Here is a 24,383-nt window from a genome sequence, read left to right as displayed (position 1 = left end):
GCGAACCAAGTCGTTTGTCGTGCCGACGCCCGAATGGTCTGCTGATGCACCTACGACCCCGAGGACCTGGAGCAGAGACGATGAGCGAGACGCTGGATTCGCAAGCCGCACCGGCGGCCGAGCGCGCCCCGAAGAAGGCAGCCCCGACCTCGGAGCGTCCCAAGACGTCGGCGAAACGCCGGCACGATGGACACCTGCCGGGACGTCAGGACTGGTCGAGCTGGCCGCACTACCAGGCGGCGGCCGCGGGCTTCCGCGGCTACTGGTACCCCGTCGTCTACTCCTCGCAAGTCGGTGAGCGGCCCGTCCGGGTCAAGCTGCTGGGTGAGGACATCTTCGTCATCCGTGACAAGGGTGTCGTGCGCGGCATGGCCAACCGGTGCCCGCACCGCGGCGTCCCGCTGAGCTACGGCAACAAGCAGTTCCCCGGCACGATCTCGTGCGTCTACCACGGCTGGACGTTCGATCTCGAGACCGGCGACCTCAAGGCCGCCATCACCGACGGCCCCGAGTCGCCGATCTGCGGCAAGGTCACGCAGCCGACGTACCACGTCGAGGAGCGCCTCGGCATGGTCTGGATCTTCGTCGGCGACGGCGAGGAGCCGCACCCTATCGACGAGCAGCTGCCCGAGGAGCTCGTCAGCAACGCGGCCGTCATCGGTTCGCGCATCATGCCCCGTGAGGGTAACTGGCGCTTCGCGTGCGAGAACGGTTACGACGAGGGCCACGCCAAGTACCTGCACCGCACCGCGCTGTGGCGCCTGTTCAAGGCCATGCCGGTGTGGAACACCACCAAGATCGTCAAGCGCGGCCGCTGGATCTACCGCGTGCAGCAGGAGCAGTACTGGGACGCCGACTTCCCCGGGCTGGGCAAGTGGACCGGGCAGGCCTGGTACAAGTCGAAGCCGCCCAAGACGACGACCAACATCGGCAACACGGGCTCGCACCGCGAGGTCAACCCCGTCATCGCCGAGCAGGACTTCCCGGGCTTCGCCTCGGTGTCGATGCCCGGCGTGCTGCGCATCGCCTACCCGACGTTCATCCACTACGAGTTCTACGTGCCGGTCGACGCCGACAACCACCTCTACGTGGGTGTCATGGCCGACTTCAAGAAGGGGCTCAAGACGATCCCCTTCTACTTCAAGTACCTCGGTGCCGTCCGCTGGCTGTTCCACGGCCAGTTCTCGGGCCAGGACAAGTGGATGGTCGAGGTCACCGACGCCCCGCCGGAGAAGCTCTACCGTCCCGACGACTCGCTGCTGCAGTGGCGCAAGCTCGCCGAGGACACCACCGAGGACCGGGTCGACGCATTGGCCGAGCAGGGCATCGACGTGCCCGAGCCCGCCTGACCCTTCCCCACCGACGAGCAAGGAGCACCATGGCATCGATCGTGCTGGGAGTGGCGGCATCGCACTCCACCCTCATGAACACCCACTGGGACAAGGTCGTCCACACCGACCGCGCCGAGGCCTTCCGTGACGGCCTGGCTGCCGCGCGCGACCGCATCGCCGCGGCGGCACCCGATGTCGTGGTGCTGGTGGGCTCGAACCACTTCCGCGGGTTCTGGCTCGACATGATCCCGTCGTTCACGATGGGCGTGGGCGAGGTCATCGCCGCCGGTGACGGCGGCACCCCCAAGGGACCGCAGAAGACCGACCCAGAGTTCGCGCAGGCCCTGGCCCAGCAGCTGGTCGACCGCGGCACCGAGGTCGCGATCTCGGCCCGTTTGCAGATCGACCACGGCCAGGCCCACGCTATCCAGTACCTGCTCGACGGCATCGACGTGCCGGTCGTGCCGCTGGTCGTCAACGTGTTCGCCGCGCCCCTGCCGACGATGCCGCGAGTGGCCGAGCTGGGTGCCAACATCACCCGCGCGGTCGCCGAGATCGGCAGCGACAAGCGCGTCGTCGTGATCGCGTCGGGCGGCCTCTCGCACCAGCTCCCGTGGCCCAGCGATTGGACCGCCCCCGAGGGCGAGGATGAGGAGTTCCTGGTCGACGCCTGGCTGAACGGCCGGGGCGAGTGGGAGCGCTACAACGACCGGCGTCGCGAGATCATCGTGTCCGCCCAGCCCACGATCTTCCCCGACTTCGACGAGACGTGGCTTGCCGACCTCGAGAAGGGGGACATGCGCCAGTACGCCGAGCTGACCACCGAGCAGATCGCTGAGCGTGCCGGCAACGGCGGCCAGGAGCTGCGCACGTGGATGGTGATGATCGCCGCCCTCGGCTTCGCGCCGGGCAAGGCGTTGGCCTACTCCGAGATGCCCGAGTGGCTCACCGGCATGGGCGTCGCAGTGATCGAACCCGCAGATGCAACGACCCAGGATGGAACCCCATGACGATCGACACCGCCACGCCTTCGCTGACGTCCCCGGCGGCAGGCCCCGCACCGGAGAGCAAGTTCGCTACCACGGACGGCGTGACCTACCACTACTACGAACTCGGCTCTGGGCCCGACACGATCTTCCTGCACGGCGGTGGCCCGGGTTGCACGGCGTGGAGCGATTTCGGCCCGGTGGCGCCGTATTTCACCGCCGATCGGCACTGCGTGCTGGTCGACATCCTCCAGTACGGCCAGTCCGAGAAGTGCCTCATCACGGGTCCGATGTGGGACTTCCACGCGGCCAAGACCATTGCTTTGATGGACGAGCTCGGCATCGAGAAGGCCGACTTCATCTGCAATTCGTGGGGCGGCACCATTGCGCTCAACCTCGCGGCGCTGTACCCCGAGCGCGTGCGGTCGCTCGTCGTGACGGGCAGCATGCCGGTGTTCTACGGTCCGTTGGCCCCGCTGCCCGAAAAGGGGCACCGTGGCCGCAAGGCGCGTGACGTCTACTACGGCGGCGAGGGCCCTACCCGCGACAAGATGCGCACGCTCATCACGTCGCTCGAGTGGTTCGATCCCGACCGACTGCCCGAGGAGACCCTCGACATGCGGTACGAGCAGAGCCTCGACGAGGGTGAGCGCGGCCTGGCCGCGATGTCGGACTCGCCGCGCGGCGACTGGCAGGACCTCACCGACCGGCTCGGCCAGATCGAGGCACCCACCTTGTTCATGTGGGGCCGCGAGGACGCCTTCCTGACGCCCGACTACCCGATGATGCTGGCTCGCATGGTGCAGCGGGGCAATCTGCACGTCATGGACCATGTGTCGCATCACCTGCAGGAGGAGCGCCCCGGCGCGTTCCACGCCGTCGTCGACGGCTTCCTTCACGCCATCGACCATCGCTGATCCGCCCACCTAGGAAGACGCACCCATGAAGCTCATCACCATCGCGCTGGCCGCGATCGCCATCCTCGGTGGCGGACGCATCGTCAGCCACCGGCTCGCGACGCATCAGCGCATCGTCCCCAATCCACTGGCCCGCGTCAACACGCAGGTCCACCGCATCAACCAGTGACCACCCGCGGCATCGCGCCGCGGACGAGGAGAGACCTGACATGACCCAAGAACTGACCCGCACGATCTGGACCGAGCTCGCCGGTCTCGACTTCTCCCTCTCGACCGTCGACGCCGGAGGTGTGCCGACCCGTTCGCTGCAGGCCGGCCACGGCGAGGAGACGATCGTCTTCTTGCACGGCACGAGCGGTCACCTCGAGGCGTTCATGCGCAACATCAAGCCGCATGCCGAGCGCTACACGGTTCACGCGATCGACATGCTGGGCCACGGATACACCGGCAAGCCCGACTACCCGTACGAGATCCCGCGCTACCGTGATCACCTGCTCGACTATCTCGACGCCGTGGGCATCGAGAAGGCTCATATCGGCGGCGAGTCGCTCGGCGGGTGGGTCGGCGGACGCACCGCGATCGACAACCCGGAGCGCATCATCTCGCTGCAGTTGCTCGCGGCCGGCGGCACCGTCGCGGTCCCGGAAGTCATGGAGCGCATCCGCACCAGCACGCGCCGCGCGGTGGAGTCGAATGACGTCGAGCTGACCCGCAAGCGCATGCACCTGTTGATGCACGACCCGGCCAATGCGACGGAAGAGCTCGTCGCAATCCGTCACGCGATCTACCAGCAGCCCGACTTCGTCGCCAACATCGACAACCTGCTGTCACTGCAGGACATGGACACGCGCCTGCGCAACATCCTGACGCCCGACCAGCTGGCGCAGATCACGGTGCCGACCCTCGTCGTCTGGGGACGTAACAACCCGTTCGGCGACGTCCCCGAGGCCCAGGCGATGCACCAGAACATCCCCGGCTCCGAGCTGGTGCTGTTCGACGACTGCGGCCACTGGCCCCAGCACGAGCAGGCCGAGAAGTACAACGAGCTCAGCCTGGCGTTCCTCGAGAAGCACCCCGCGTGAGCGACACCATGCGCGCCGCCCGCATCCACGGGTGGGGCGAGGCGCCCGTCGTCGAGGACGTCGCCGCGCCCGTCGCGGGTGAGGGCGAGGCCCTCGTGCGGGTCGAGGTCGCGGCGGTGTCGCACCTCGACGTCACCGTGGCCGGCGGCGACTTCGGCATCAAGCCCTCCCTGCCGTACGTCGGCGGGGTCGAGGGCTGCGGCGTCGTCGTGACGTCCGAGCGCTTCGCGCCCGGCACGCGGGTCATCCTGCGCGGTGGCGGCATCGGGCTGATGCGCGACGGCACGTGGGCCGAGTTCGTGGTCACGAAGGACAAGACCCTCACCGAGCTGCCCGAGGGTCTTGCCCCCGAAGTCGGTGCGACGTTCTTCCAGCCGACCACGACGGCCCACACGGCTCTCCACGGAGTCGGCCGTCTCGGCACCTGGCTCGCCGATGTCCCGTCCGCGGCCGACGAGCACGTCGTCGTGGCCGGTGCGGCCGGTGCCGTCGGCTCGATGGTCACCCAGCTCGCTCTCCGCAGCGGTGCGCAGGTCACGGCCTTGGTGGCCGATCAGTCCCAGGTCGAGCGCGTCGCGGACGGTGCGACGGTCGTCGTGGCCGGCGATGACGAGGCAGTGGTGGCGCTCGCCGCCGACCGCCCGGCGACGTTGCTGGTGGATACGCTCGGGGGCTCCGACCTGCCGGCGCGCGCACGCTGGGTCCGTCCCGGCGGCCGTGCCGTGTCGATCGGCTACGTCGCGGGCGACGACGTGCGCCTCGGCCTGTCCAACTGGCTGCTCGACGACGTCGCGTTGCTGCCGGTCAACATGATCCGGCGCGAGCGCGAGGCCCGGGCGCTGCTGTCCGAGTTGGCTGCGATGCTCGTTGCGGGCGAACTGACGCTGGACTATGAGACGTTCGGATTGGACGATCTAGGTCGTGCGCTGCAGTTGCTCCGCGACGGTCGGGTGCGAGGGCGCGCCGTCGTTCGGCCGGCCTAGGCCACATCATGGACACCGCTCAGGACACTGTCCGCCACCTGGCCGTGCAGCATGCGGCCGAGAGGCTGCGGCATGCCGACTCGGTGCACCGGCCATGTGAGCCGGTCAGTGACCTGATCGGTGACGATCTGCCCGCCGCCTACGCGGTGCAGCAGTTCGTCACCGAGCTGCAGGTCATCGGCGGTGCTCACGCGTGGGGACGCAAGGTGCTCGATCTTGCCCAGACCCACGGCGGGCCGTCCGTCGTCGCGGGCACGCTCGTCGACACCATGGTCGCTCGCGACGACGAGCACATCACCGGGCGCGACCTGGTGCAGCCGCGGGTCGCGGTGCGGCTGGCTGTGCGGCTCATGCGCGATGTCCCGGGCGGCGCCGGTACCGTCGAGGCGCGCGAGGCGATCGGTGCGATCGGCGCTGCGCTCGAGATCGCCGACCTCAGAGTCTTCGCTCATCAGGCCACGGCGATCGACGTCGTCGCCGACAACGCCGGCGCTGGGTTGGTGGTGCTAGGCCCCGAGCGTTCGCCGCGCGAGGCGACAGGCCCCTGGCTGGCCCGAGTGCTGCTCGACGACCAAGCCTCGGGTCCCGTCGTCGAAGCTACGTGGGACGACACCGTCGAGCGGCTCGTCGCGCTCGCGGCGGTCGTCGCGGAGTACGACAGTCCCCTCCGGGCCGGCGAGATCGTGCTGCTCGACTCGTTCGGGTCGGCGACCCCGCTGGCCGGTGACGGCCGGTACGCTGCCGAGGTCGATGGTCGGGTTGTCGCCTCGATCAGACTGGGCGCATCTCGATCGACGCAGCCTGAGGAGGCGTCGTGACTGGCGAGAGGCCCGTCGAGGACTCCGTAGCCTCGGTGCTCGAACACATCACCCGTGACCTGTTGCTGGACTCAGTGCGCGGGATGGTCGACATCGCCAGCCCGACTGGAGGCGAGCGTCCCCTCGCGACCTGGATCGCCGACACCTTGGCCACTCGGGGACTCCACGCGTCCATGCAGCCCATCGACGCCTTCCAGGCCAACGCGGTGGCGACCTTGCCAGGCGGTGATGGCCCTTCCCTGATGCTCTACGCGCCGATCGACACCTTCACGACCGGTGATGAATCGCTCGATGTGCCCGGTGCGTCGGCGTCCTGGCGACCAGATCTGGTGCCTCACGCGGTGGTCGACGGAGACATCGTCGAAGGTCTCGGCGCGGGCAACCCCAAAGGTCACGCTGCTGTCGTGATGGCTGTGCTGCAGGCATTCCGCGCCGCCGGTGTCGTGCCGCCTGGCGACCTGGTGGGCGCCTTCGGCGCGGGTGGCATGCCGTCCTTCGCCGTGCCGGGAGTCGGCGATCCGGAGCGCACCAACACGGGGCACGGTGTCGGCGCTGCGCTGCTGCTCGAGCGGGGCTTCACCACTGACTACGCGGTCATTGCCAAGCCGGGGTGGCACGTGTTGCACGAGGAGGTCGGGCTGGTCTGGCTCGACGTCGTGGTGCCGGGCCAGCACACGTACGCCGGCAGCCGTCACCGCTTGCCCTACAGCAATGCCGTCGCCACAGCCGGACGAGTGGCGATCGCGCTGGAGGACTGGCTCGAGGGCTACGCCGTCCGTCACGAGTACGCCACGATGCAGCCCCAGGGCATCGTGTCGTCGGTGCACGGCGGCTTCGACCGGCTCGCTGCCTCGACGCCCGCACACGTCAGGTTGCGTCTCGATCTGCGCCTCACGACCCAGCAGACGCCGCCGGGCGTGGTCCGCGAGGTCCGCGACGAGTTGCGGCGACTGTCCGAGCAGTTGGGCGTCGACCTGCAGGTACGACAGGTCGCCGCAATCCCGGCGACGCACACGCCGACCGACTCGCCGGTCGTACGGGCCGCCGTCGAAGCGTTCGAGACGGTCGCCGGTCACCCGCACCAGGTCACGATGGGCAACAGCGGGGCAACCGACGCCAACATCCTGCGCATGCGCGGAGTCCCGACGGCTCGCACGGGCATGCCCAAGGTGGCCGCCACGCCCGACGGTGGCGAGATCGACTTCTCGCGCGGCATGAACCTCGTCGACCTGCGTGCGATGCGCGAGTTGGCCGAGGTGCTGGTGCGCACCGTGCTACTGCTTCCCGCGGGCCACGGCGGGCCTGGTGACCACGGTGGCTGACGACGAGGGCGGCGAGGGTGGCGCCAACAGCGTCCTCGGCAAGGCCCGGCTGATCCTGGAGGCCTTCGAACTCGACGACGACAGCCTCACGTTGACCGAGCTCGTCGCGAGGACGCGCATCTCCAAGGCCAGCGTGCACCGTCTCAACCAGGAACTGCTGGAGTGGGGGATGCTCGAGCGGATAGGCCTGGAGTACCGGCTCGGCATGCGTGCCTTCGAGCTGGGCAGTCGGGTTCCGCGGTTTCGCGTGCTGCGCGATGCTGTGCGTCCCTACATGGAGAGCCTGCACCATCAGACGCGCGAGGCTGTGCACCTGTCCGTGCTCGACGGTCTCGAAGTGCTGTACCTCGAGAAGGTCGCAGGTGCGCCGCAGTCCGCACGGCCGTCGCGCATCGCCGGGCGTCTGCCGTTGCATTCCACGGCCAGCGGCAAGGTGCTCATGGCATTCGGCCAGGCCTCCCTCGTCGAGGAGGTCATGGGGGGTTCGCCTCTTCAGCGAGTGACGCCGACGACGATCGTCCTGCCCGGCATGCTGCTCGATCAATTGCGCCGGGTCCGCACCGACGGCTACGCGACCGAGATCGAAGAGACCACGGCCGGTTACTGCTCGGTCGCGGTGCCGATCTTCGGCGCGAGTGGCATGCTGCTCGCGGCACTGTCACTGACCACTCCGGTCGTGCGCGCAGACCTGTCACGCCATGCAGCTGTGCTGCGCTCGGTGAGCCAGAAGGTCGCTGCCGGCCACGCCATCAACTGACACCTGGGTGGGCGGTGACTTGGTCGCCCATCGGGGTCGCGCCCGGTGGGTTGATCGTCTGTCCGGGTGGCGGATAGGCGACCAAGTCACCGCCTCGGGCGTCCGGGGGAGGGCTCAGAGTCCCTCGAACCGGGCCTCGCGTTTGTCGAGGAAGGCCTGAATGCCTTCGGCCGCGTCGGCGACCTCGAGGTTGCGCATGACGTGCTCTTCCTCGACGGTCATCGCCTCGTCGATCGGCAGCCCCCAGCCCTTGTCGATCACGGCCTTGACCAACCCGATGGTGGCCGTAGGACGTGACGCCAGGCGCTGTGCCTCCCGGGCCACGATCTCATCGAAGTCGTCACCTGCGACGAGGTCGACGAGTCCTTCGGCCAGCGCCTCATCGGCGGTCAGGCGGGTCGCGTCGATGATGAGCCGTTTGGCGCGATGCGGACCGATCAGACGGGGGAGGCGCTGCGATCCGCCGGCTCCCGGGAAAATGCCGAGGTCGGTCTCGGGGAAGCCGAACGTGGCACGAGCATGCAGGATGCGCAGATCGCACGCGAGCGCCAGCTCGGCCCCACCGCCGAGCGCATGTCCGTTGAGGGCCGCTACGACAGGCTTGGGCGCCAGCTCGAGCAGCCGCTGCACGTCGACCCAGCGACGCATGGCCCGGTAGGTGTCCGGGTCGAGCCTGCGCATCACCGACAGATTGGCGCCGCCGACGAAGATGCGGTCCTTGCCGCGGACCACCACGCAGCGCACGGCAGGGTCGTCCAGCACGCTCGGCAGGTGCACCAGCAAAGACTCGATCAGCTCGGGATCGACGATGTTGACTCGACCATGGTCGATCGTCACCGTCGCGACGGCGCCGTCGCGCTCGATCCTGAAGCCGGTGGGTGTGGACGTCGTCATGAGAGTGCTCCTTGGTCGCGCAGGTCGGTGAGCTCGGCGGAAGTCAGTCCGAGCAGCTCGGTGAGCAGCTCGTCGGTGTGTTGCCCGAGCAGCGGCGCCGGCTCCCAGAGACCGCCGGGCGTCGCAGACAGGCGTGCCACGAGACCCTCATGGGCCACGGTTCCGGCGAGGGGATGCTCAAGCAGCGGGTAGAAGTCGCGCGCAGCCAGCTGCGGGTCGTGTTCGACGAGATCGCGGCCGTCGCGCACGGGATGAGCGGGGATGCCGTGGGCCTGGAGGTACTCGGCGAGCGGCTCGGCATTCACTTCGGCTGCATGACGTTCGAGATCGTCGAGGGGGTCCGATGTCCCGGCGGGTATCCCGAGCTCGACCAATGCCTGCCTCAGCGTGTCGGGCGCGACGGCACCCACAGCGAGCCACCGGTCGTCGCCGGCAGTCTGCACGACTCTCGCTACTGCGAGTGGAGACGCTTCGACAGGCAGCTGGCTCTGCAGCAGCGCCGAGCCGAGGTGCGAGGCCATCGCCTCGAGCTGTGAGAGGTCCACGTGGCCACCCGCCCCACGGCCCAACAGGTCCAGCGTCGCGACGACGGCTGAGTTGGCCGCCACCATGTCACCCAGGCCGAAGGTGAGTCCCTGTGGCGCGCGATCGTCGCGTCCGGTCTCGGCGGTGAGCCCCGACATCGCCGCGAGGGTGTCGGCGAATGTCACGGCATCGCGCCACGGGCCGTTCTGTCCGGTGCCGGCCATCGAGACCAGCACGACATCGGGGTTGAGTTCGCGCAGCTTCGGATAGTCGAGTCCCCATTTGGCCAGTACGCCGGGGCTGAAGTTCTCGACCACCACATCGACCTGTGGCACCAACCGGCGCAGCAGGTCCTGTCCCTCGTCCGTGCGCAGGTTCAGGGCGAGGCTGCGCTTGTTTCGGTTGAAGTTGAGGAAGTAGCCGCCGTCCTCGAAGCCGGCGTCGGGACGCAGCCGCATACCGGGGGAGAACCGGGTCGGGTCCTTGCGGTGGAACGACTCGACCTTGACGATCTCGGCTCCGTGCTCGGCGAGGGTCTTGGTGACGTACGGACCTGCCAGCACCCATGTCAGATCGAGCACGCGGACGCCGTCGAGGGCCGCTCCACGGTCGACCGAGGGACGTCGGCGGGTCGGGGCGACGGTCTTGGCCGGCGGGTCGGTCCAGACATCGTCTGCAGCGACGAGCCGCGGCGGTGCCAGCGTGACGGGCCGGGGCGCGGAGGAGGGTTCCCAGCCCAGACCCACATCGCGCAGACCCTCGGGTCCTTCGATGTCGACGAAGAAGCGGCGCGCTTGGAGCTGGGGGTTGTCCAGCAGCGCGGCACCCGAGGCGACCTCGGCCCAGGGCAGTGCGCGGCGTCGAGCCTCCTCGGCGAAGGGGCCAGCGGGTCGTCGTGCCACGAAGCGCGCCACGACCTCGTCGAGGTGGGGACGTCCGGCCCACCGGACGTCGACGTCCTGCCACTTCTCGTCGGCGAGGTCCTCGGCGTCACCCTCCTCGACCATCCACGCCAGCAGGTCGTCCCACATGCGGGGGCTGCCGGAGTAGCCACCGGCCAGGTACCCGTCGGAGGCGCGGAACACGCGGTGCGCGACGTGTCCGTAGATGCCCGACGTACGTCCGGGCACGGACTGCCCGTGGATCCAGGCGATGGCTCCGGTCTCGAGGGTGGCCGCGACGGCCTCCTGCGCCGAGACCTCGACGAGCTGCCCGGCGCCGGTCCGGTGTCGAGCGTGCAGGGCCAGCAGTGCGCCGATCGCCCCGTGCGTGCCCGCGAGCTGGACGCCCTGCTCGCGGGGCGGCGGCTCCGGCGCCCGGCCGGGATCGCCGCCGAGCCACGCCATGCCACCCGCGGCTGTGAGCACGGTGTCGTCGGCCAGCCAGTCGCGACGGGGGCCGGTCAGACCGAACGGCGTGATGACGACGTGGGCCACGTGGGCCCACGCCGCAGGATCAGCCTCGCGCAACGCGAGCGTACGCAGCCGAGCATGGGGCCCCGACTCCAGCACGACGTCGGCGCGACCGACCAGGGCCGAGGCGGTGGCATCGAGCTGGTCGACGTCCGACACGGCCGCGATGCGCTTGCCCGCGTGCCAGTGCAGGGCGTCGGGACCGTCGGATCGCTCGCTGTCGAGCGCGATCCGCACAACGTCAGCACCGAGCCCCACGAACAGTCGGGCGCCTTGGTGGCCCAACGGGTCGGTGAGGTCGAGGACACGCAAGGGGGCGCTGGTCATGGGTTCTCCTGAGAGGTCGCGGACGCCTCGGCGTCCCAGACGGTGGATGGCAGGCCACGGTCGCGCAGGGCGCGATGGACGATCTTGAGGCTTCCGGTGCGGGGGAGGGAGGACTCGATGCTCACGAAGCGGGGGACGGAGTGACGTGGCAGGCGAGCGGCACAGTGTTGGCGCACGGCGGCGGGGTCGGGATCAGTGCCGGGCCGGGCCACGACCACGAGCAGCATCTCGTCGTCGGTCAGCTCCGATGGGACGCCGACTGCCGCAGCCTGCTCCAGGTCGGGGTGGGAGAGAGCCACCTGCTCGACGTGTTCGGCGTCGATCGTCACGCCGCGTCGACGGATGACGTCGGCGGCGCGCCCCTCGTGGCTGAACCAGCCGTCGTCGAGTCGGCCGCGGTCTCCGGTGACGAACCAGCCATCGCGCCACGCGGCCGCCGAGGCTGCAGGGTCGCCGACGTACTCGGTGAACGTCAGGCCAGGCCGCTGCGGACGTACGTGCACGGTGCCGGTGACGCCATCGGCCACAGGCACACCGAGCTCGTCGACGACGCGTACGTCGTACTCCGGCACGACACGACCCGCTGCTCCGGGGCGCACCTCGCGACCTGTCGTCGCGACGTCTCCGAGTTCGGTGCACGCATAGGCCTGACGCAGCTCCACGCCGAACCGATCACGCACCTGCTCATAGAGCCAGGCAGGTGCCGGGCCGCCATACGCCTGGCGCACTCGGTGCGCTCGGTCGTGTGACGAGAGCGGTTGGCGCAACAGCATCGCGCACAGCGCTCCCATGAAGTTGAACGCGGTGACGTCTTCGTCGGCGGCCGTCGTCCAGAACCGCGAGGCCGAGAAAGGGCCGACGACGACGCGTGCACCCGAGAGGACGGCGGGCAAGAATGCGGCATGGCGGGCGTTGACATGCTGCCATGGGAAGACGTTGAACAAGACGTCGTCGGCGTCGTAGGCCATCGCGCGGTGGACCCGCTCGGCTTGGCCGAGCCCGGCGCCGTTCGGCAGAAGCGCCCCCTTAGGGCGCCCTCCGGTGCCCGAGGTGATCATGACGGCCGCTGGCGCACCGAGTTCCGCCCGATGTGCGGGTGTCGGCCGCGCAGCCAGGTCGTCCAGCATCGGGACGCCGGGGCGTCGGCCTTCGAGGGTCATCACCGGGTGCACGCGGTGGTCGCCCAGAGCGGCCAAGTGCGGTTCGTCACCGAGCCGGTCGGGGGTGGCGACGGCGGTCACGCACCCGGCCGAGCGTGCCAGCGCCCGAGCGACGACGGGGTCGAGCCCATCGGGTACCGGCAGCTCGACGGCTCCCAGCCACGAGAGCGCCGTGGTGAGCGCGGCTGCCTCCGGGCCCGCCGGCACGGCCGTGGCGACGGCGTCACCAGGCCCGACGATCGACGACAGCCGGGCAGCCCTGTCGATCGCCCGGTCGAGCAAGCTCCCGGCGCTCATGGAGGGCCCCCCGACCCGACGTATCAGCTCGCCGTCGGGGTCGCGGCTCGCGCGAAGCTCGACGGCCTCTGCGAACGACCGCGGACGGATCACGCCGACTGGGTCTGCTTCTGCGCGACGAGGTTGAGCGCGATGTCGACGATCATGTCCTCTTGGCCGCCGACGAGCCGGCGGCGACCGCACTCCATGAGCAGATCGCGCACGTCGACGTCGTAGCGGGCGGCGGCGTTCTCGGCGTGCCGCAGGAAGCTCGAGTAGACGCCTGCGTAGCCGAGGGTCAACGTCTCACGGTCGACCCGCACCGGTCGGTCCTGCAGTGGCCGCACGATGTCGTCGGCGGCGTCCTGCAGCTTGAACAGGTCGCTACCGTGCTCGATGCCCGACAGGTTCGCGGCAGCCACGAACGCCTCGATGGGGCAGTTGCCGGCACCGGCACCGTGCCCGGCCAGCGACGCGTCGACGCGATAGACGCCGTGCTCGACGGCGACGAGCGAGTTGGCGACCGACAGCGAGAGGTTCTCGTGGGCGTGGATGCCGATCTGCGTGTCGGCGTCGAGCACGTCACGGTAGGCCTTGACGCGTGCAGCGACGCCGTCCATGGTCAAGCGTCCACCGGAATCGGTGACGTAGACGCACTGAGCGCCGTAGGACTCCATCAGCTTGGCCTGCTGCGCGAGTTTCTCCGGTTCGGCCATGTGCGACAGCATCAGGAAGCCGGACACGTCCATGCCGAGTTCGCGGGCGGCGGCGATGTGCTGGGCCGACACATCGGCCTCGGTGCAGTGGGTCGCGATACGTACCGAGCGGACGCCGAGGTCGTAGGCGTGCTCGAGATCGTCGATCGTGCCGACGCCCGGGAGCAGCAGGGTCGTGAGCGTCGCGTTCTGGATCACCGAGGCTGCCGCTTCGATCCACTCCCAGTCGGAGTTCGACCCGGGGCCGTAGTTGAGCGAGCCCCCGGCCAGCCCGTCGCCGTGGGCGACCTCGATCGCGTCGACGCCGGCTTCGTCGAGTGCGACGACGATGCGCTTGACGTCGGTGGGCGAGATGCGGTGGCGCACGGCGTGCATGCCGTCGCGCAGGGTGACGTCCTGGACGTAGATGGGGGTACTCATCAAACGACCGCCTTCCGGGATGCGAAGCGCTCGGCGACCTGGATGCCGGCCGAGGTCATGATGTCGAGGTTGCCGGCGAAGGCGGGCAGGTAGTCGGCGGCGCCCTCGACTTCGAGGAACACCGACACCTGGTGAGTCGGACGCGGAGATGTTGGATCGGCCAGCAGGGTCTCGACCGGCTGGTCGTCGGGCACGGGGTTCACCTGCACCTCCTGCTTGAGGCGGTATCCCGGGACGTACGCGGCGACGTCGGCGACCATCGTCTCGACCGACGCGCGAATGCGTCCCTCGAGGTCGGACCCACCGTCGGAGACCACCAGAGCGAGCACCGTGTCGCGCATGATGAGGGGTGGCTCGGCCGGGTTGAGGATGATGATCGCCTTGCCGCGAGCCGCGCCGCCCACTGCCGTGATGGCGGCGGACGTCGTCTCGGTGAATTCGTCGATGTTGGCCCGCGTGCCGGGACCGGCCGAGCGTGAGGCGATCGAGGCGACGATCTCGGCGTACGCGACCGGGACGACCCGATTGACGGCGGCGACGACGGGGATCGTGGCCTGGCCCCCGCACGTGACCATGTTGACGTTGCCGGCGTCGAGATGCTCCTCGAGGTTGACCGCGGGGATGACGTACGGGCCGATCGCTGCAGGTGTCAGATCGATCATGGTCTTGCCGAAGGGCTCGAGCCGGGCGGCGTTGGCCTCGTGGGCCTTGGCCGATGTGGCGTCGAAGACCAGCTCGATGTCGTCGAAGCCGGGCAGGGCGATGAGGCCCTCGACACCTTCGTGGGTCACCGGCACCCCGAGCGAGCGTGCGCGGGCGAGGCCGTCGGAGTCGGGATCGATGCCGACCATGGCTCCCATCTCGAGATGCTCGGACCGGTTGACCTTGATCATCAGATCGGTGCCGATATTGCCCGAGCCGATGATGGCGACCTTCGTGGCTGTGCTCATGCTGACCTCGCTGGATGGACCTCGGGCTCTCCCCGACGGACGGTGGCGCGTCGGTGGGCCGGAGCCGTCACACGTCGCGATCGACGCCACTGTCACAGAGTGGAGACGGCAAGGACATGTTCTGGGTCCGGTCAGCGATACAGCGTCAGCGCGGGCGTCCGTGGCTCGGTGCCGCCGTGCATCGCGAGCTTGGTGTGCTGCCGGGTGATGCCGGCCGAGGCGAGCCGCAGCGTCCGGATCAGGGGCTCGTCTCCCGAGTGCGAGACAGGCACGGTCAGTGACAGCGCTGCGATGACGTTCTGTCCGCTGTCGTAGATTGGCACGGCGAAGCTCTTGAAGCCCAGCAGCGCTTCCTCGCGCTCGGTGGCGAGCTCGTGCTCGCGGATTGTGTCTAGTTCGCGGCGTAGGGCCGCGTGGTCGAGCTGGCTGTGGCTCGTGAGCCGCTGGAACCTGTCGGCCAGCACAGCGTCGAGCAGGTCGTCTGCCTGCGGTGACATCGCCAGCAGTAGTTTGCCCGAGGCAGTGCAGGTCAGGGGGAGTCGACCGCCGACCTTCGAGAGGGCATGGACGCTGCGAGTGCCACCGAGTTTCTCGAGGTAGTACGTGCCGGTGCCGTCGAGTACCGCCAAATGGGCGGTGCCTCGTGTCATGGCTACGAGATCGACCAACACGGGACGTCCGACAGTGCGCAGCAGCGATGCGCTGCCGACCCGCTGGCTCAGGGCGAAGACGCTGAATCCGATGCGATAGCCGTTGTCGACCCGTTCGAGCAGGCCGAGGGTTACCAGCTCTTGAGCGAGTCGATAGACCGACGGCTTGGGCACGCCGCTGCGCTGACTCAGATCGACCAGGCGCAGTGAGTCGTGCTCGTCGTCGAATGACGACAGGATCGAGAACGCCTTGCCGAGCACGGAGTTGGGAATCGCGGTGTGCTCACCCTCGCCGGTGCTGATGTTATGTGCCAAGACGTTCATGTGACTCCTGTTGACTGTGCCGGTTGTGGTGCCCGTCACATCATTATCCAAGTGGATAACCATTTCGTCCAGCGAAACACATGAACGAAACACATCTTTTACTTGACGTCGTTGTTTCCTGCATGGGTTCGGTCAGCGGACCACCTGCAGCGTCCGTTTTTCGTGACCGTGGCAGATTGAGGCGACCGCCAGGGTCGGACGACGCACAGAGGAGACACCATGCAGAGTGCACAGCTGTTGATCGGGGACGAGTGGGTCTCGGCCTCCGACGGTTCCACCAGCGAGACGATCGATCCGGCCACCAACACCGTGATCGGCACCTTCGCCGAGGCGACCGGCGCCGACGTGGATGCCGCTGTGGCATCGGCGAGGGCGGGTTTCGAGTCCGATGCCTGGCAGGGTATGACCCCCGATCAGCGCGGCAAGGTGCTGTGGCGCATCGCGGAGCTGCTGGAGCGGGACGGAGATCAGATCGCCGCGCTGGAGACACTCGACCAGGGCATGCCGTCGTTCGTGAGCGCCGGCATCAACCTCCCGCTCGCAGCCCAGGTCTTCCGTTACTACGCCGGCTTCGCGACCAAGATCGAGGGCAAGGTCTCGCCGGTCTCGATCCCGGGCAACCTGACTTACCAGCGTCGTGTGCCGCTTGGTGTGTGTGCTCTCATCACGCCCTGGAACTTCCCGCTGGCGATCGCCGCGTGGAAGCTGGCGCCGGCCTTGGCGACCGGCAACGCCGTCATTCTCAAGCCGGCCGAACAGACCCCGTTGTCGACCGTGCGGCTCGTCGAGATCTGCCGTGAGGCTGGCGTCCCCCCTGGCGTCGTCAACCTGCTCACGGGTGGCCCCGAAGTCGGCAAGGCGTTGGTCAACCATCGCGGCGTCGACAAGATCTCGTTCACGGGCTCGACCGAGGTCGGGCAGTACATCGCCCGCGCTTCGGCGGACGACTTTAAACGAACGACGCTCGAACTGGGTGGCAAAGCCCCCAGCATTCTGTGTGCGGACGCCGATATCGACGCTGCCGTCATGGGCAATGTGCAGGGTGCGATCTTCAACACCGGCCAGGCGTGCGGTGCGTACACGCGCTTCTTCGTGCACTCTTCGCGTGTTGATGAGTACACCACCAAGCTGGCCGCGGCCGCTGACTCGCTGGTCATCGGACCGGGCCACCGGTCCGACACCGTCGTAGGCCCCCTGGTCTCGCAGGAGCACCTCGATCGCGTCCACTCCTACGTGCAGACCGGACGCGATCAGGGCGCCGATCTCGTCACGGGCGGTTCGCGGGTTGAGGGCGACTTGGCCGACGGCTTCTTCTACCGTCCCACGGTCTTCGGAGGCGTCACGGACGACATGACAATCGCTCGCGAGGAGATATTCGGTCCCGTGTTGTCCGTCATGGCCTACGACGACATGGACGAGGTCGTCGCGCGTGCGAACGACACCGACTTCGGTCTCGTGGCCGTCCTGTGGACCAAGGATCTCGTGACGGCGCACACGCTTCCTCCACGTTTGCGGTTCGGCACGGTGTTCGTCAACCAGCTCCCGCTCATCGACCCGGGCGCACCCTGGGGAGGCTTTGGCATGAGCGGATGGGGCCGCGAGCTGGGAGAGTACTCCATCGACGGCTTCACCGAGACGCAGTCGACCTTTCTCAACCTCACCTGAGAAGTCCTCTCCGACCAGTCCGGGCGGGAGATCTTGGTTCGAGTCCAAGTCGGGGAGCAGTACCCAGCAAGACCCCCGCTCCGGCGGGGGGCACCCGAATATCGCCACTGGCCTGGCCTCGATCGATAGGTGCGCGGCCCGTGCTGTCGAGTGGATGGGACCGCCATTCCCGTGGAGCTGTAGATCGTGAGGTCAGGACTCGACGAGCGTCGCGCCGATTTGGGCACCGCGCTGCGGGTGGACTGAAGGACAACTCGTCGTGAGATGTATGGACGATCGAACGATTCGGTCGCTGCGGACGGAATCTAGTCTGGGTTGTCACCTTCGGCAGATGTATCCCTTCGTGAGGAAAATATGAGCAGCCTTTCGTTCGAGAGATCTCTCAAAGCAGGTCAGCCAGTGCACGCGCTGAGCGCATTGGACCTGCCAAGTCTGCTCGTCCACGATGAGGCTGTGCGCGCCAATGTGGATCTTATGGCCCAGTACTGTCGCAGGGTCGGTGTCGAACTCGCACCGCATGCGAAGACGTCGATGACGTCATACATCGTGGATCGTCAGCTTGACGCGGGCGCGTGGGGACAGACTGCGGCGTCGATCGTGCAGGCGAGGCACCTTCGGGACATGGGCGTCAAGCGGATCCTTCTTGCGAACGTCCTCGTCGAGGCCCGTGGTGTCGACTGGGTGGCCCAGCACTATTTGATCGAACCGTCGGAAGAGACAGATTTCGTCTGCTACGTCGACTCCCACGAGGGCGTGGAGATCATTGAGCGTCGCCTTCAGGAATGGGAGGGTGCTCGGCCGCTGGGAGTGCTGGTCGAGGTGGGGTTCGCCGGGGGGCGCACGGGGGTTCGTAACCTTCATGAGGCTATTGACCTTGCCCGCCGAGTGAGCGCGTCCGACCGACTTGAGCTGCGAGGTGTCGCCGGGTTCGAGGGACTGATGCCCCGCGACGGACAGATTGTCCCGCCGCAGATCGGTGAGTATCTGGAGTCAGTGCACCGCGTGGTGATCGAGTTGCAGGCGGCAGGTCTCCTGGGGCCGCGCCCCATCGTCACTGCGGGCGGAAGCTCGTATTTCGACCTGGTCGTCGGAGCGCTCGGCCCACAGGCATTCAGCTTCCCGGTGCTCTCGATCCTTCGCAGCGGATGCTATGTCACCCACGACCACGGCGTATACCGCGACACTTCGCCGTTCGATGGCCGGGCCACGAGCACGACCACGCCCCGATTCTTGCCCGCCCTCGAGCTGATCGCGAGCGTGCTGTCTCGACCTGAGCCGGAGCTCGTCATTGCCGGCTTCGGGCGGCGTGACGTTCCCACTGATGATCGGCTGCCTGTGGTCCTTGGCGTCTTCGATGCCGATGGCGCAATGCTTCCCGACACCTCTGCAGTCGTTGTGGACATCAATGATCAGCATGCATTCGTCCGAGTCTCGAAGGAGTGTGACTGGCGGCCGGGCGATGTCCTCAGCCTCGGTGTGAGTCACCCATGCGGAGCCTTCGATCGATGGCGGTCCGTGCCGATTGTCAATGCGCTCCGCGACATTGTCGGCACGGCAGTTCCTCACCTCTAGGTCTGAAGATTCCGTGGGTCCAGGCAATGTCACCGGGTTCTATGTGCCGATGCTCCCGGATTGAGGCGCCGCGCGAATTCTCCCGATAGAGGAACGCCTGACAGATGTCGGGACGAGCCGTTCCAAGTAGCGACATTCGGCGACAGACAACGGGGGTCCGGCTGCGCGAGGATCGGAGCGCAAGCTCATCCGTCATCGAACCTAGGGACCGTGCGTGACTATCAACTTCCGTGCCGAAGAACTCGACTCCGCTGCTGACTTCGAAGAGTCGCTGCTGGGACTGCCCAGTGCTCAGCCAGAGTCCGGCGACATCAAGGTGCGCACGTACATCGCCTTCACGTCAGATGACGAGAAGATCCTCTCAGGCTCGTGGGAGTCGGACCTTGGAACCGCGCGATGGGAGTTCATCGACCGCGGCGAGTTCATCCAGGTCATCGCCGGTCGCATGGTCGTGCAGCGAGACGGCGAGGAGCCGGTCGAGTTGACGGCGGGGTCGACTGCGGTCTTCCCGATCGGCTGGACCGGTACGTGGACGGTCCTTGAACCTTTGCGGAAGGTCTTCGTCGTCTACAAGGATTAGTGGACGACGGGGGGGCTTGGACAGGCCCAGATGTGGCTAGTAGCCGCGTCCAGGGTTGAGGATTCCTCCTGGGTCGAACGCTGACTTGATCCGATGCATCAGTGCCAGTTCGGCAGTCCCGACCTGCTGTTCGACGTACGGCTGTTTCAGCACACCCACGCCATGCTCTCCCGTCACGGTCCCTCCGAGCGCGAGTGCGCCGAGGACAATATCGTCGAAGGCGTCTCGCGCGTGTCGGGTCGCGTCAGGGTCGGTCGGATCGAAAACGATCGTGGGATGAAGATTTCCGTCGGCGATATGGCCAAATGTGCCGATGACCACGCCGTGGTCAGCGGATGCCTGGTCGATCTTGTCCAAGATCTGAGGTAGGCAGTGGATCGGAACGGCCACATCATCCAGGAGAGTGCTGCCCCAGGCTTCCAGCGCGGGGTAGGCCATGCGTCGCGCCTGCATCATGGCTTCGCCCTCGGCTTCGTCTGACGTGTAGAACACGTCGGTTGCCCCGTGTGCTTCGGCCAGCGCGGCGCACGTCGAGGCCTCATCGGACGAGTGAGGGCCGTCGAACACAGCAAGCACGAGCGCGCCGGCGGCTTCGTCCAAATCCATGCGGACGAGATCGTTGACGGCCTTGACGGTCGTACGATCCATGAATTCAAGAGCGGCCGGCTCGACGTTCGCGTCCTGCAGGGCCTCACTGAGAGCAGCGGCCCCGGAGGGAGACGCGAAAGTCGCGACGAGGGTCGCGACCCCGCTCGGTCGGGCTCTGAGGCGGACTGTCACCTCGACGATGACGCCGAGCGTTCCCTCAGACCCCACGACCAGACGGGTGAGGTCGAGGCCGACGACGTTCTTTCGCGTGGTCCCACCTGTGTGGATCACCTCGCCCGTCGCAAGGGCCAACGTCACCTCAAGGACGTGGTCACCGGTGACTCCGTACTTGGCGCAGCACATCCCACCAGCATTCGTGGCGACGTTTCCCCCGATGGTGGAGATGGCTCTGCTGTCGGGGTCGGGTACATACCAAAGACCGTGCTGCTTGGCGATCGCGTCGAGATCGCCGTTCAGAACACCTGGTTCGACCCGCGCCGTCCTGGCCACCGGGTCGACGTCCAAGACGCGGTTCATGCCAGAGACGTCCAGCACGATGCCCCCTTGGATTGCATTGGCCGCACCGGACAGCCCGGTGCCCGCCCCGCGGGTCACGACGGGAATGCCTCGTGCCGAGGCGATCTTCAGTGTGGTGACCACGTGGTCCAGGCCTGTGGCACGCACCACCGCCACAGGCTGGCCGGCATCCGCCAGCAGACATTGATCGCGAAGATAGGCCAGCATGGCGGCCGGATCGGACACAACTCGTCCCTCGAGCCGGGTCGCGAGGTCGGTCAGTGCTGAGCTCATCGGCCACTCGATCCGTAAAAGCCCTCGAGGTGAGCGACTGCGAGTTTGCTGGCCCGTTCTGCGTCCCCAGCCGCCAGAGCCTCAACAATACGACGGTGTTCGTCGCACAGGCGGTGGAGCACCGAGTCGCCTTCGGCCCGCTTGTCGAGTTCCACTCGCAGATGAGAGGCAACCGCATCGCGTAACACCTGGGTGACAAGCCCGAAGGCCACGTTGCCGCTTCCCACGACAAGCGCGGTGTGAAATGCCACGTCGGCCAGATGGAACGCTTCCAGGTCACAGCGTGCTGCTGCCTCGTCCATGTCCTGGAGCAATCTGTACGTGTCGGCCGGGACGGTGCGGATCTTGCTGATGGCCTCGGACTCGAGAACTATCCGCAATTCGACAAGGTCTGCGAGCGGGATAGCTGCAACCTGGACGGCGGTACTCAGGGCATAGGCCGCTGAGTCGGCGGTCTGCTCATAGGTGACCCGTGGCCGCGAAGTCGAAACTGTGTCTGCACCGCTCACCAGGCCGCCTGCCTGAAGGATGCGCAAGGCTTCGCGGATCGTGGAGCGGCCGACCGCGAACGTCTGCGCGAGTTCGGCCTCTGTTGGCAACTCGGACCCGCCTGGAAAGGTGCCGTCGATAACAGCAGCGCGAAGCCGACCGGCGACCTCAAGACTGAGTGGAACTCGCGTCACGGGCGAAAGCGTCATCTACGAACCATAACGCACCTTATCTGTTTGTCAGACAAATCTATTGCTGTTGCGCGACCCCTCGTGGGCGGGGGAGGAGGGTGCGAACGTAGGGCGTCGTTCCAACTGAGGCAGTGCCAGCTCGCGAACCTCCGCGCCGCACTCGAGGTCACTCGAACCGCACATGGATGCTCGGCGCCGCTGGCATCAGCCTCGATCACAGCGTCATGCGCCACATGATCCCGGACTTCCGATAGCGGACCAAGCCTGTTCCATGCTGTGTCAGCTTCCCCACCTATATGGGGTCCGAGCACATTCAAGGCGGTAATGATGTGCTCTCTCGACATACCTCAGCTCACAGGACCGGTCTAGCGTGTGACCGACGCCGGGTTCTTGCCCCGCGAAGCGCACTGTGAACTGATGTGGAAGGAACCTCCATGACCACCAGCCGCCTCTCCGGCTTCCGCGATCTCACCGTCGACGAGCGTCGCGAGAAGGTGACGACTGAGTCCGGGCTCAAGCCTGAGCGGCTCGACGTCCTCAGCCCCGATCAGGGTTTGAGCCTCGATCAGGCGAATCACATGGTGGAGAACGCTATCGGCGTACTCGGCATCCCTGTCGGCATCGCCACGAACTTCACCGTGAACGGCCGAGACGTCCTGGTGCCGATGGCGACCGAGGAGCCGTCCGTCGTGGCTGCGGCCAGCAATCTCGCGCGGATGACCCGCGGACACGGAGGGTTCGTGACCTCATCGACCTCTCCGCTCATGCAGGCCCAGGTGCAGATCCTCGATGTCGTGGACCCCGTGGCAGCACGTCTGCGACTCCTCGAGGCACGAGGCGAACTCACCGACCTGGCCAATGCCCAGGATCCGCAGCTGGTCGCATTCGGCGGCGGTGTGGTCGACGTCATCGTGCGTGTGGTCCCGAGCTCACGGCAGACGTACGTCGTCCTGCACATCGTCGTCGATGTCAGGGATGCCATGGGGGCGAATGCGGTCAACACGATGGCTGAGGCGATCGCCCCGCGCGTCGCGGAGATCGCCGGCGGGCGGAGCCTGTTGCGCATCCTGACCAACAAGGCCGATCTCCGCATCACCCGGGTGCGGGCAGTGTTCGACGCGGAAGCGCTCGGTGGTGCCGAGGTCGTCGAGAACATGGTGGACGCCGCCGAGCTCGCGGTGGTCGATCCCTATCGGGCCGCGACCCACAACAAAGGCATCATGAACGGCATCACCGCAGTGGTGCTAGCCACCGGCAATGACACCCGGGCCGTCGAAGCGGGCGCGCACTCGCACGCGATCGACGAGCATGGCCAGTACACGTCGATGTCCCATTTCGAGAAGGATGCCGACGGCAACCTCGTCGGCACGCTCGAACTTCCCATGCCGGTCGGCCTGGTCGGGGGCGCGACCAAGGTTCACCCGGTCGCGCAGGCCAATGTGGCGGTTCTCGGAGTGGAAACGGCGGCCGAACTCGCCGAGATCATCCTGGCCGTGGGACTCGCACAGAACGCCGGCGCTGTTCGCGCCTTGGCGACCGAAGGCATCCAGCGCGGCCACATGGCACTTCACGCCCGCAACATCGCCGTGACGGCCGGCGCCGAACTCGGCGAGATCGACCAGGTCGTGGCGCGCATGATCGCGGAGAAGGGGGTGCGTGCCGAATTCGCCGAGAAGGTTCTCGCAGAGCTTCGAGCCGGCGTCAGCTCATGAGCCGGACGCTGCCTGACGTCTACCCGGACCCCGCCCTGCCGCGCGAGGTCGTGGTGTACGAAGTCGGGGCGCGAGACGGACTGCAGGCAGAGACCGCGCTGGTACCCACAGCGCTCAAGGTGAGGTTCATTCGTGAACTCCTCGACGCGGGCTTGCCGATCGTCGAGGCGACGAGCTTCGTGTCACCCAAGTGGGTGCCCCAGCTCGCAGACGCAGCCGAAGTTCTCGCCGGGCTCGAGGACCTGGAACGTCACCCCGTCCTCGTCCCCAACCTGCGGGGTCTGGAACGCGCGATCGAGAGTGGCGTCAAGACCATCGCGGTGTTCGTCAGCGCCACCGAGAGCTTCGCGCAGAAGAACCTGAACACCTCGCTCGGTCACGCGCTCGACATGGCCACCGAGGTCATCGCCTCCGCGCTCGAGAACGGCATGACCGCGCGCGGCTACGTGTCCATGTGTTTCGGCGACCCATGGGAAGGCGCCGTGCACCCCGAAGTCGTGGCGGATGTGTCCAGGCGGCTCCTCGACGCAGGCTGTTACGAGATCAGTCTGGGCGACACGATCGGGGTCGCGACGGCCGCGCATGTGACGGCGTTGGTCGAAGCGCATGTCCGCGCCGGGGTCCCCGTGGACCGACTGGCCCTGCACTTCCACGACACCTACGGGCAAGCGCTGGCCAATGTGCTGGCCGGTCTCCAGGCCGGCGTGACCTGCTTCGACGCATCCACCGGCGGTATCGGCGGATGTCCGTTCGCCGGAAGTGCCACCGGCAACCTCGCAACGGAGGACCTGCTCTGGATGCTCGAAGGTCTGGGCATCACGACCGGAGTGAATCTCGACGCCGTGGTCGCGGCGGGCCGGACCATGACCGACGTGCTCGGACGCCCGTCCTCACGCGTCGCCCGAGCCCTGTCGGACTGATCGACG

Annotated in this window: 22 protein-coding genes; 14 read left to right on the top strand and 8 right to left on the bottom strand. The window is 67.5% G+C overall.

Going from position 1 to position 24,383, the window contains the following annotated elements; translation table 11 throughout:
• The first annotated feature begins 80 nt into the window (after nucleotides 1–80).
• Genes ACXJKC_RS08080 through ACXJKC_RS08040 form a run of 9 tightly spaced genes read left to right on the top strand, consistent with a single transcriptional unit; the run spans nucleotide 81 to nucleotide 8,196 of the window.
• Nucleotides 81–1,349 (top strand): aromatic ring-hydroxylating oxygenase subunit alpha, encoded by a 1,269-nt coding sequence (locus tag ACXJKC_RS08080; RefSeq protein ID WP_456696188.1) that lies wholly within the window; start codon nucleotides 81–83, stop codon nucleotides 1,347–1,349.
• Between the two features lie 29 nt (nucleotides 1,350–1,378).
• Nucleotides 1,379–2,341, top strand: a complete 963-nt coding sequence (locus ACXJKC_RS08075) for a DODA-type extradiol aromatic ring-opening family dioxygenase (protein WP_456696187.1) — start codon at nucleotides 1,379–1,381, stop codon at nucleotides 2,339–2,341.
• Entirely contained in the window at nucleotides 2,338–3,234 is an 897-nt protein-coding gene (locus ACXJKC_RS08070) for an alpha/beta fold hydrolase (protein ID WP_456696186.1), read from the top strand. Before ACXJKC_RS08075 ends, ACXJKC_RS08070 begins: the two co-directional genes overlap by 4 nt.
• A gap of 25 nt (nucleotides 3,235–3,259) precedes the next feature.
• Nucleotides 3,260–3,403 carry a hypothetical protein gene (locus tag ACXJKC_RS08065; protein WP_456696185.1) on the top strand — a complete coding sequence of 48 codons (144 nt, stop codon included), beginning with the start codon at nucleotides 3,260–3,262 and terminating at the stop codon, nucleotides 3,401–3,403.
• 40 nt (nucleotides 3,404–3,443) lie between these two features.
• Complete coding sequence (locus ACXJKC_RS08060) at nucleotides 3,444–4,316, top strand: alpha/beta fold hydrolase (protein WP_456696184.1); 873 nt, start codon at nucleotides 3,444–3,446, stop codon at nucleotides 4,314–4,316.
• A complete protein-coding gene (locus ACXJKC_RS08055; RefSeq protein ID WP_456696183.1) occupies nucleotides 4,313–5,299 on the top strand; it encodes a quinone oxidoreductase family protein in 987 nt (328 codons plus the stop codon). The genes ACXJKC_RS08060 and ACXJKC_RS08055 overlap by 4 nt, the downstream gene beginning before the upstream one ends.
• A gap of 8 nt (nucleotides 5,300–5,307) precedes the next feature.
• Nucleotides 5,308–6,117 carry a hypothetical protein gene (locus ACXJKC_RS08050; protein ID WP_456696182.1) on the top strand — a complete coding sequence of 270 codons (810 nt, stop codon included), beginning with the start codon at nucleotides 5,308–5,310 and terminating at the stop codon, nucleotides 6,115–6,117.
• Nucleotides 6,114–7,439 carry a M20 family metallopeptidase gene (locus ACXJKC_RS08045; RefSeq protein WP_456696181.1) on the top strand — a complete coding sequence of 442 codons (1,326 nt, stop codon included), beginning with the start codon at nucleotides 6,114–6,116 and terminating at the stop codon, nucleotides 7,437–7,439. The genes ACXJKC_RS08050 and ACXJKC_RS08045 overlap by 4 nt, the downstream gene beginning before the upstream one ends.
• Nucleotides 7,423–8,196, top strand: a complete 774-nt coding sequence (locus ACXJKC_RS08040) for an IclR family transcriptional regulator (protein WP_456696180.1) — start codon at nucleotides 7,423–7,425, stop codon at nucleotides 8,194–8,196. The genes ACXJKC_RS08045 and ACXJKC_RS08040 overlap by 17 nt, the downstream gene beginning before the upstream one ends.
• Before the next feature lie 114 nt (nucleotides 8,197–8,310).
• Here ACXJKC_RS08040 and ACXJKC_RS08035 read toward each other — a convergent pair whose 3' ends face one another.
• From ACXJKC_RS08035 to ACXJKC_RS08010, 6 genes are all read right to left on the bottom strand, one after another.
• Complete coding sequence (locus tag ACXJKC_RS08035) at nucleotides 8,311–9,090, bottom strand: enoyl-CoA hydratase/isomerase family protein (RefSeq protein WP_456696179.1); 780 nt, start codon at nucleotides 9,088–9,090, stop codon at nucleotides 8,311–8,313.
• Nucleotides 9,087–11,354 carry a CoA transferase gene (locus tag ACXJKC_RS08030; protein ID WP_456696178.1) on the bottom strand — a complete coding sequence of 756 codons (2,268 nt, stop codon included), beginning with the start codon at nucleotides 11,352–11,354 and terminating at the stop codon, nucleotides 9,087–9,089. Before ACXJKC_RS08030 ends, ACXJKC_RS08035 begins: the two co-directional genes overlap by 4 nt.
• On the bottom strand, nucleotides 11,351–12,904 hold the full coding sequence (locus ACXJKC_RS08025) for an AMP-binding protein (RefSeq protein WP_456696177.1): 1,554 nt from the start codon (nucleotides 12,902–12,904) through the stop codon (nucleotides 11,351–11,353). Before ACXJKC_RS08025 ends, ACXJKC_RS08030 begins: the two co-directional genes overlap by 4 nt.
• Entirely contained in the window at nucleotides 12,901–13,926 is a 1,026-nt protein-coding gene (dmpG, locus tag ACXJKC_RS08020) for a 4-hydroxy-2-oxovalerate aldolase (RefSeq protein WP_456696176.1), read from the bottom strand. The genes ACXJKC_RS08025 and dmpG overlap by 4 nt, the downstream gene beginning before the upstream one ends.
• On the bottom strand, nucleotides 13,926–14,876 hold the full coding sequence (locus tag ACXJKC_RS08015) for an acetaldehyde dehydrogenase (acetylating) (RefSeq protein ID WP_456696175.1): 951 nt from the start codon (nucleotides 14,874–14,876) through the stop codon (nucleotides 13,926–13,928). Before ACXJKC_RS08015 ends, dmpG begins: the two co-directional genes overlap by 1 nt.
• Nucleotides 14,877–15,007: 131 nt before the next feature.
• The gene (locus ACXJKC_RS08010; RefSeq protein ID WP_456696174.1) at nucleotides 15,008–15,850 is read right to left on the bottom strand and encodes an IclR family transcriptional regulator; all 843 of its coding nucleotides are present in this window, start codon (nucleotides 15,848–15,850) and stop codon (nucleotides 15,008–15,010) included.
• Between the two features lie 219 nt (nucleotides 15,851–16,069).
• Between ACXJKC_RS08010 and ACXJKC_RS08005 the strand changes: the two genes are divergently transcribed.
• The 3 genes from ACXJKC_RS08005 to ACXJKC_RS07995 all read left to right on the top strand — a co-directional run bounded on the left by ACXJKC_RS08005 (nucleotide 16,070) and on the right by ACXJKC_RS07995 (nucleotide 19,667).
• Nucleotides 16,070–17,515: an aldehyde dehydrogenase family protein gene (locus ACXJKC_RS08005; protein ID WP_456696173.1), complete on the top strand. Its 1,446-nt coding sequence runs from the start codon at nucleotides 16,070–16,072 to the stop codon at nucleotides 17,513–17,515.
• 354 nt (nucleotides 17,516–17,869) lie between these two features.
• Nucleotides 17,870–19,087: an alanine racemase gene (locus ACXJKC_RS08000; protein ID WP_456696172.1), complete on the top strand. Its 1,218-nt coding sequence runs from the start codon at nucleotides 17,870–17,872 to the stop codon at nucleotides 19,085–19,087.
• Between the two features lie 214 nt (nucleotides 19,088–19,301).
• Entirely contained in the window at nucleotides 19,302–19,667 is a 366-nt protein-coding gene (locus ACXJKC_RS07995) for a cupin domain-containing protein (protein WP_456696171.1), read from the top strand.
• A gap of 36 nt (nucleotides 19,668–19,703) precedes the next feature.
• Here the strand turns inward: ACXJKC_RS07995 and ACXJKC_RS07990 are convergent, their stop codons facing one another.
• Together ACXJKC_RS07990 and ACXJKC_RS07985 are read right to left on the bottom strand one after the other, a co-directional pair.
• Complete coding sequence (locus tag ACXJKC_RS07990; RefSeq protein ID WP_456696170.1) at nucleotides 19,704–21,065, bottom strand: FAD-binding oxidoreductase; 1,362 nt, start codon at nucleotides 21,063–21,065, stop codon at nucleotides 19,704–19,706.
• Complete coding sequence (locus tag ACXJKC_RS07985) at nucleotides 21,062–21,763, bottom strand: FadR/GntR family transcriptional regulator (protein WP_456696169.1); 702 nt, start codon at nucleotides 21,761–21,763, stop codon at nucleotides 21,062–21,064. The genes ACXJKC_RS07990 and ACXJKC_RS07985 overlap by 4 nt, the downstream gene beginning before the upstream one ends.
• A gap of 416 nt (nucleotides 21,764–22,179) precedes the next feature.
• Here ACXJKC_RS07985 and ACXJKC_RS07980 point away from each other — a divergent pair, with 416 nt between their 5' ends.
• Together ACXJKC_RS07980 and ACXJKC_RS07975 are read left to right on the top strand one after the other, a co-directional pair.
• Nucleotides 22,180–23,457 (top strand): hydroxymethylglutaryl-CoA reductase, degradative, encoded by a 1,278-nt coding sequence (locus tag ACXJKC_RS07980; RefSeq protein WP_456696168.1) that lies wholly within the window; start codon nucleotides 22,180–22,182, stop codon nucleotides 23,455–23,457.
• The gene (locus ACXJKC_RS07975; protein ID WP_456696167.1) at nucleotides 23,454–24,377 is read left to right on the top strand and encodes a hydroxymethylglutaryl-CoA lyase; all 924 of its coding nucleotides are present in this window, start codon (nucleotides 23,454–23,456) and stop codon (nucleotides 24,375–24,377) included. Before ACXJKC_RS07980 ends, ACXJKC_RS07975 begins: the two co-directional genes overlap by 4 nt.
• Nucleotides 24,378–24,383 lie beyond the last annotated feature (6 nt).

The organism is Aeromicrobium sp. P5_D10 (assembly GCF_054049535.1).
The sequence above is the reverse complement of the archived record's forward strand: the minus strand, read 5'-3'. Positions and strand labels throughout refer to the sequence as shown.

Bases quoted from the DNA above. Each gene is read 5' to 3' on its own strand.
- ACXJKC_RS08015 (WP_456696175.1), bottom strand. From the start codon at position 14,876: ATGAGCACAGCCACGAAGGTCGCCATCATCGGCTCGGGCAATATCGGC.
- ACXJKC_RS08005 (WP_456696173.1), top strand. From the start codon at position 16,070: ATGCAGAGTGCACAGCTGTTGATCGGGGACGAGTGGGTCTCGGCCTCC.
- ACXJKC_RS07975 (WP_456696167.1), top strand. From the start codon at position 23,454: ATGAGCCGGACGCTGCCTGACGTCTACCCGGACCCCGCCCTGCCGCGC.
- ACXJKC_RS07985 (WP_456696169.1), bottom strand. From the start codon at position 21,763: ATGACGCTTTCGCCCGTGACGCGAGTTCCACTCAGTCTTGAGGTCGCC.
- ACXJKC_RS08075 (WP_456696187.1), top strand. From the start codon at position 1,379: ATGGCATCGATCGTGCTGGGAGTGGCGGCATCGCACTCCACCCTCATG.
- ACXJKC_RS08065 (WP_456696185.1), top strand. From the start codon at position 3,260: ATGAAGCTCATCACCATCGCGCTGGCCGCGATCGCCATCCTCGGTGGC.
- ACXJKC_RS08050 (WP_456696182.1), top strand. From the start codon at position 5,308: ATGGACACCGCTCAGGACACTGTCCGCCACCTGGCCGTGCAGCATGCG.
- ACXJKC_RS07990 (WP_456696170.1), bottom strand. From the start codon at position 21,065: ATGAGCTCAGCACTGACCGACCTCGCGACCCGGCTCGAGGGACGAGTT.
- ACXJKC_RS08035 (WP_456696179.1), bottom strand. From the start codon at position 9,090: ATGACGACGTCCACACCCACCGGCTTCAGGATCGAGCGCGACGGCGCC.
- ACXJKC_RS08080 (WP_456696188.1), top strand. From the start codon at position 81: ATGAGCGAGACGCTGGATTCGCAAGCCGCACCGGCGGCCGAGCGCGCC.
- dmpG (WP_456696176.1), bottom strand. From the start codon at position 13,926: ATGAGTACCCCCATCTACGTCCAGGACGTCACCCTGCGCGACGGCATG.
- ACXJKC_RS08030 (WP_456696178.1), bottom strand. From the start codon at position 11,354: ATGACCAGCGCCCCCTTGCGTGTCCTCGACCTCACCGACCCGTTGGGC.
- ACXJKC_RS08060 (WP_456696184.1), top strand. From the start codon at position 3,444: ATGACCCAAGAACTGACCCGCACGATCTGGACCGAGCTCGCCGGTCTC.
- ACXJKC_RS07980 (WP_456696168.1), top strand. From the start codon at position 22,180: ATGACCACCAGCCGCCTCTCCGGCTTCCGCGATCTCACCGTCGACGAG.
- ACXJKC_RS08070 (WP_456696186.1), top strand. From the start codon at position 2,338: ATGACGATCGACACCGCCACGCCTTCGCTGACGTCCCCGGCGGCAGGC.
- ACXJKC_RS08010 (WP_456696174.1), bottom strand. From the start codon at position 15,850: ATGAACGTCTTGGCACATAACATCAGCACCGGCGAGGGTGAGCACACC.
- ACXJKC_RS08000 (WP_456696172.1), top strand. From the start codon at position 17,870: ATGAGCAGCCTTTCGTTCGAGAGATCTCTCAAAGCAGGTCAGCCAGTG.